This window comes from Devosia equisanguinis (assembly GCF_900631955.1).
Classification (GTDB): Bacteria; Pseudomonadota; Alphaproteobacteria; order Rhizobiales; family Devosiaceae; genus Devosia; species Devosia equisanguinis.
Genome location: NZ_UZWD01000025.1, coordinates 226,776 through 233,153, shown reverse-complemented (window position 1 = coordinate 233,153; position 6,378 = coordinate 226,776). Strand labels below are relative to the sequence as shown.

Genomic DNA, 6,378 nt, shown 5'->3' with positions numbered 1-6,378 from the left:
TCTCAGACCAGCTATGGATCGTCGCCTTGGTGAGCCATTACCTCACCAACTAGCTAATCCAACGCGGGCTCATCCAATTCCGATAAATCTTTCCCCCTTAGGGCGTATACGGTATTAGCAGTCGTTTCCAACTGTTGTTCCGTAGAACTGGGTAGATTCCCACGCGTTACTCACCCGTCTGCCACTCCCCTTGCGGGGCGTTCGACTTGCATGTGTTAAGCCTGCCGCCAGCGTTCGTTCTGAGCCAGGATCAAACTCTCAAGTTTGAAATCTGACTATTGTCGCTAGATGCACATTTGCGTTTGACGAGGACACACATCAATCGCGCTAGCCGAAACCAGCGCATATTAAGAGTGTACCTCAGAAACGTGCACCCATCGAAGTCTTTTACAACCACAACCGGAGTAAACCCCAGCTGCAGTTCGCAAGAACCTCGCCGTCCACGTTTCTCTTTCTTCTATCTTCACAATGTCAAAGAGCTGACCTAACGCCGTCGCCGGCTGAAACGTCATGGGAAGCCTGTGCTTCCGAATTCCTTCAGGGAAACATGATCTTATCACCGGTTGCCCGGCAGATCATCTGCCCTGTCAGAGATCGCTGAACTGTGGGAGCAGTTGGTGCTCGGCGTCGTCAGCGTGGCGGGTTGTAGTCGAGACGCTTAAGTCTGTCAACACCCTATTTTCATTTTTCGTTTCGTTCAAAACCAGTTCGAACAACCCGGAAACTGAAAACCCGAAACCGAAAATTACTCTTCAATTTCAGTGGCTTGCTTCGTAACCCGCCGCCGTCTGGCGTCGCGCTCTTCAGCGATGAGCGGGTTATAGGGAACACCCCCGAACCTGTAAACCCCCAACATGACAAAAACGACAAATTCGCTTCGTCCGGCAGGGTGCAACTGTGGGAAACTCGACTGAAACGCCCGAGATTTAAGGTGGTTCCGGCTGCCTCTACAAAATGGGGGCGAGGATGCGTTTTTTCAAGCCGCCAGCGTGAACACGGCCTGACCTGGCGAACTATCTCGGCGAATCTCCCACAATTGCCGCATTTTTCTCCGATCAGCCTCTCTTGCGATGCTATAGAGTCGCCGCGACAAAGCCCTGCACCACGCCGTGCCGGCCTCTGTCACTCTATAATGGTCAAGGATGGCACGTTGAATTCAACGCAGAGACGTCGTCAGGTCGCCATGTTGCGCGCCGCCGGCTTTGAAGACAGCCCGGCTCTGACGGTTCAATCCACGGATGGCGAGATCCCCCAGGGCCGCGAACTCAGTTTCGCCTGGCTCAGCGGCACCGTGATGACTGGCCTGACCTCTGTTCTTCTTATGGGCGCCGCGCTTTATGTGTCCTTCCAGGGGCAAGACACCTTCTCGACCGCCTATGCCGCACTACAACTGGCTGCCCCCCGCATCGAACAGCCGACCGCCACCGACATAATGGCGAAGTCCTCGCGCCTGCGTCCCATCGCGGCCACCCGTTCCGACCTCGAAATCATCGAGGCTGCGATCCGGCAGAATGTCGATGGTCGCGAAATCATCCGCAACCAGCCCTTCACCCGCATCCGTGCCACGCTGGCCACCACGGCCACTTCGCTCTCCGCCGATGCGCCGGCTTATGATCCCGTAGCCATTCTCAACAAGACGCAGCCACTCAAGGTTGCAAGCCTCGATATTGCGACCGATGTCTATGGCACTGATGTCGATGGCGAGGTAGCGGTGCGCCAGGCGGCGATGCCGGCCAATTTCGTGCCGACCCGCTCGATCTCGGATCAGTCGGCCGCCGAATTCGTGCGCGGTGTCGCCGAAGCCACTTTCTTCACGGACGGTCCGCCCCAGGCACTGGCTTATGCATCCTTTGGCCTGAGCAATAACAGCCCCACCCCCGGGGTCGCCGACAATCTTCTGACCGGTATTGCCGAAAACGTCACGGTGATGCCGAAGTCGACGCTTGGCGCCGACAAGGGCCAGGGCCGTACCGAGCGTTTTCTGACCGTGCGGGAGGTCGGGCCGCTGGCCGACACCCTGGTGCGCAACGGCTTTACCTCGGCCCAGGTGGTCATGGTGGAGAATACCCTCGCCAATCTCATTCCAGCCGGCGGCCTGCCGGCCGGGATCCGGCTACGTATCCTTTACGGCCCGCTGACCAGCGACCCGAACAGCCTCGTGCCCTATCGCATGTCGATCTACCGACCCGACGGCACGCAAGGCGACCGCCATATCGCCACCGTCGCCCTGTCGGACACCGGTCAATATGTGGTGGGCCTGCAGCCGGACTGGGTGGAGTTTCCCGAGGAAGATGTCGAGCAGATCAATGTGGGCAATCTGCCCACCGTCTATCGCTCCATCTGGGAGACCGGGCGCAAGCACGATCTCGACAATGACACTATCGAGCGCATCATCGGCATGTTCGCCTATGACGTGGACATGACCAAACGCATTACTGCCGGCGACACCATCGAGATCCTCGAGACCGCGGCAACGCCCGATGCCGAACCGGAACTGCTTTATGTCGGCCTCAATCTGGGCGGCACCAAGCGGCAGCTCTACCGCTTCACCACCCCGGACGGCACCGTCGATTTCTTCGATCCCGATGGCGAGACGGGCAAGCGCTTCCTCAATCGTCGGCCGCTGGAAGGTGGGGGCACGTTGCGCTCGCGCTTCGGCTACCGCATCCACCCGATCTTCAAGACCCGGCGCCTGCATACCGGCGTCGATCTGGCCGCGCCAACCGGCACGCCCATCTATGCAGCGGGTGACGGCGTCATCACCTATTACAAATGGCAGTCCGGCTACGGCAACAAGGTCGAGATCCAGCACGTCAACGGCTACGAGACCGCCTATGGCCATATGTCTCGCTATGCCGATGGGTTGGGCGTGGGGTCGAAGGTCCGGCAGGGCCAGGTGATCGGCTATGTCGGTTCAACCGGCCAGTCGACCGGCCCGCACCTGCATTTCGAAGTCCTCATCAATGGCAATCTCGTCGATCCGCTCAGCGTCAAGCTGCCCAAGGACAATGTGCTGGCCCAGCAATATCGCGGCGAGTTCGAGCAGACCATGGCTCAGATCAACGACTTGATGGCGCGCGATCCCGCCCCTGTCAGCGTCGCCCAGGCCAATTAGGGCCGCGGCGAGCAAAGGCGATGGTCGGGCCCTGTCGTAACCAGGCCCGATCCCGCCGACCTATTCGTCCCTTGTCACATAGACGGCCATTTCATTGCCGCCCGGCTCGCGGAAATGAAACCGCCTTCCGCCCGGATAGTCGAACTGGCTGCGGGTCAGCACGCCACCTGCAGCAATAACGCGGGCCTCGGCGGCGTCGAGATCGTCGGTCCGCACCACCGCCATGGTCACAGCAACGCGCTCCTCAGCCTGATCGATGCCACCATCGATTCCAGCGCCATCCAAGGCGTCGTAATCGGGACCATAGCTGATCATTGCCCAGCCGAAAGCGTCGCGGAAAAAGTCGCTGGTCTTCGCCCGGTTGGTCGAGGGAAATTCTATATAGTCGAGTTGATCGGCCATGCCGGGTCTCCATAACGGGGCGCCGTGTCGGCGCCATGCATTGTTCCCGTTATGTTCTAGTCGAGTCTTGCGCGCACGGGAATAGCCGGCGCATAGATTTTCCGCATGTAATGAAGTGGGGGCCAGTCTTTCGACCGGCCCCCTTGTGGATCAGGCTGCCTCGCTTGCCGCAGCGTCCCCGCCGGGCAGCAAAACAATGCCTTCCTCGTCGGCATCGACCCGCACCCGCGTGCCGTCGGTGACCTTCCCGGAGAGAATCTCTTCGGCAAGTTCGTCCTGCACCTCGCGCTGAATGACGCGTTTGAGCGGACGGGCACCATAGGCGGGATCATATCCTTCATTGGCGAGCCATTCGCGTGCCCGCGGCGTGAGTTCGAGGGCGATATCGCGATCTTTGAGCAGCTTTTCGAGCCGTCCGAACTGGATATCGACAATCGAGCCCATATGCTCGCGACCGAGACGATGGAACAGCAGGATTTCATCGATGCGGTTGAGGAATTCCGGCCGGAAGGCCGCCTTGACCATATCGAGCACCTTGCCGCGCACCAGCTCCACCGATTCCCCGTCCTTGAGGTCGACGAGATATTCGGCGCCCAGGTTCGAGGTGAGGATGATGACCGTATTGCGGAAATCGACCGTGCGCCCCTGCCCGTCCGTCAGCCGCCCATCGTCGAGCACCTGCAAGAGGACATTGAACACATCCGGATGCGCCTTTTCGATCTCGTCGAACAGGATCACCTGGTAGGGCCGACGCCGCACGGCTTCGGTGAGCACCCCGCCCTCGTCATAGCCGACATAGCCCGGAGGAGCCCCGATCAGCCGGGCCACCGAGTGCTTTTCCATGAACTCGCTCATGTCGAGCCGCACCATGGCGGTCTCGTCATCGAAGAGGAACTGGGCCAGCGCCTTGGTCAGCTCGGTCTTGCCGACACCGGTGGGCCCAAGGAACATGAACGAGCCGATCGGCCGGTTTGGATCCTGCAGGCCTGCCCGGGACCGCCGCACTGCCTTGGCGACGGCAGCGACGGCCTCGGACTGACCGATAACGCGGGCGCCAAGCGAGCCTTCCATGTGCAGAAGCTTCTCGCGTTCGCCTTCCATCATGCGGTCGACCGGAATGCCGGTCCAGCGCGACACCACTTGCGCAATGTCGGTGGGCTCGACGGTTTCCTTGGCCATGAGCGGATCCGGCTTGCCATCGCCATCCGGATCGTCGGCGGTCTTCAAGCGCTTCTCGAGTTCGGGAATGACGCCATAGGCCAGCTCACCCGCCTTTGCGAGATCGCCCTGGCGCTGTGCGATTTCCAGCTGCGAGCGGGCCGCGTCGAGCTCTTCCTTGATCTTGGTCGAACCTTGCAGGCGCTCCTTTTCGGCCATCCACTTGGCCGACAGCACCTGGGCCTGCTCTTCAAGACCCGAGAGATCGTGTTCGAGCCGTTCGAGCCGCGTGCGGGACCCGTCGTCATTTTCCTTCTTCAGCGCCTCGCGCTCGATCTTGAGCTGCATGATCTTGCGATCCAGCTCATCGAGGGCCTCGGGCTTGGAATCCACGGCCATGCGCAGACGCGCTGCCGCCTCGTCCATCAAGTCGATGGCCTTGTCGGGCAGGAAGCGGTCGGTGATGTAGCGGTTGGACAACGTCGCGGCTGCCACCAGCGCCGAGTCGGCGATGCGGATGCCGTGATGCAGCTCATACTTTTCCTTGAGGCCGCGCAGGATCGAGATCGTATCCTCCACGGTCGGTTCGGGTACAAAGACAGGCTGGAAGCGACGGGCGAGCGCCGGGTCCTTCTCGACATGCTTGCGGTACTCGTCGAGCGTGGTCGCGCCGACGCAATGCAATTCGCCGCGCGCCAGAGCGGGCTTGAGCAGGTTGGAAGCATCCATCGCCCCATCCGCCTTGCCGGCACCGACCAGCGTATGCATCTCGTCGATGAACAGAATGATCTGCCCCTCCGCCGAGGTCACTTCGTTGAGCACCGCCTTGAGCCGCTCTTCAAACTCGCCGCGATATTTCGCGCCGGCAATCAGCGCCCCCATGTCGAGCGCCAGAAGGCTCTTGTTCTTGAGCGATTCGGGCACGTCGCCATTGACGATGCGGATGGCCAGGCCTTCGGCGATGGCAGTCTTGCCGACGCCGGGTTCACCGATCAGCACGGGATTGTTCTTGGTGCGCCGGCTCAGCACCTGGATGGTCCGACGAATTTCCTCGTCGCGGCCGATCACCGGATCGAGCTTTCCCTGGCGCACGTCTTCGGTGAGATCGCGCGCGTATTTTTTGAGCGCATCATAGGCGTTCTCGGCCGAAGCAGAATCGGCGGTGCGGCCCTTGCGGATCGCCTCGATGGCCGCATTGAGGCCCTGGGCCGTCACGCCGGCCGAAGCCAGGATCTTGCCGGCATCGCTGTCCTTTTCGATGACCAGCGCCAGGAGCAAGCGCTCCACCGCGACGAAACTGTCGCCGGCCTTCTGCGCTGCCTGCTCGGCAGTATCGAAGACCTTGGCCAGCTCGCGGCTCAAATAGAGTTGGCCGGCATCGCCTGACACTTTGGGAATCTTGTTGAGGGCGGCTTCGACACCGGCCCGCACGGCTTTGGGATCGCCGCCGGCCCGTTCGATCAGCCCGCTGGCCATGCCCTGGTCGTCATCCATCAACACCTTCAAGAGGTGGACGGGCGCGAACTGCTGGTGGCCCTTGCCGAGGGCGCCGGTTTGCGCGCTCTGAATGAAGCCGCGGGCCCGCTCGGTATATTTCTCTATATTCATGCAACTCTCCTTGTCTCGCCCGCCAGCCGGCCCATCAAGGCACCGTCACGGCGTCGGAAGCGTCGTTGGCAACAACGCCTGACCAAGCAGCGCGC

General features: G+C 61.1%; 3 protein-coding genes and 1 rRNA gene. 1 reads left to right on the top strand and 3 read right to left on the bottom strand.

The window, feature by feature from the left end:
* Window positions 1–266 (bottom strand): 16S ribosomal RNA (locus tag DEVEQU_RS10630); the annotation flags it as partial.
* Window positions 267–1,150: 884 nt separating this feature from the next.
* Here DEVEQU_RS10630 and DEVEQU_RS10625 point away from each other — a divergent pair.
* Entirely contained in the window at window positions 1,151–3,115 is a 1,965-nt protein-coding gene (locus DEVEQU_RS10625; RefSeq protein ID WP_164550348.1) for a M23 family metallopeptidase, read from the top strand.
* Between the two features lie 60 nt (window positions 3,116–3,175).
* Here the strand turns inward: DEVEQU_RS10625 and DEVEQU_RS10620 are convergent, their stop codons facing one another.
* Window positions 3,176–3,517 (bottom strand): VOC family protein, encoded by a 342-nt coding sequence (locus DEVEQU_RS10620; protein ID WP_126150539.1) that lies wholly within the window; start codon window positions 3,515–3,517, stop codon window positions 3,176–3,178.
* A gap of 150 nt (window positions 3,518–3,667) precedes the next feature.
* Window positions 3,668–6,283 carry an ATP-dependent chaperone ClpB gene (gene clpB, locus DEVEQU_RS10615; RefSeq protein ID WP_126150538.1) on the bottom strand — a complete coding sequence of 872 codons (2,616 nt, stop codon included), beginning with the start codon at window positions 6,281–6,283 and terminating at the stop codon, window positions 3,668–3,670.
* Window positions 6,284–6,378 lie beyond the last annotated feature (95 nt).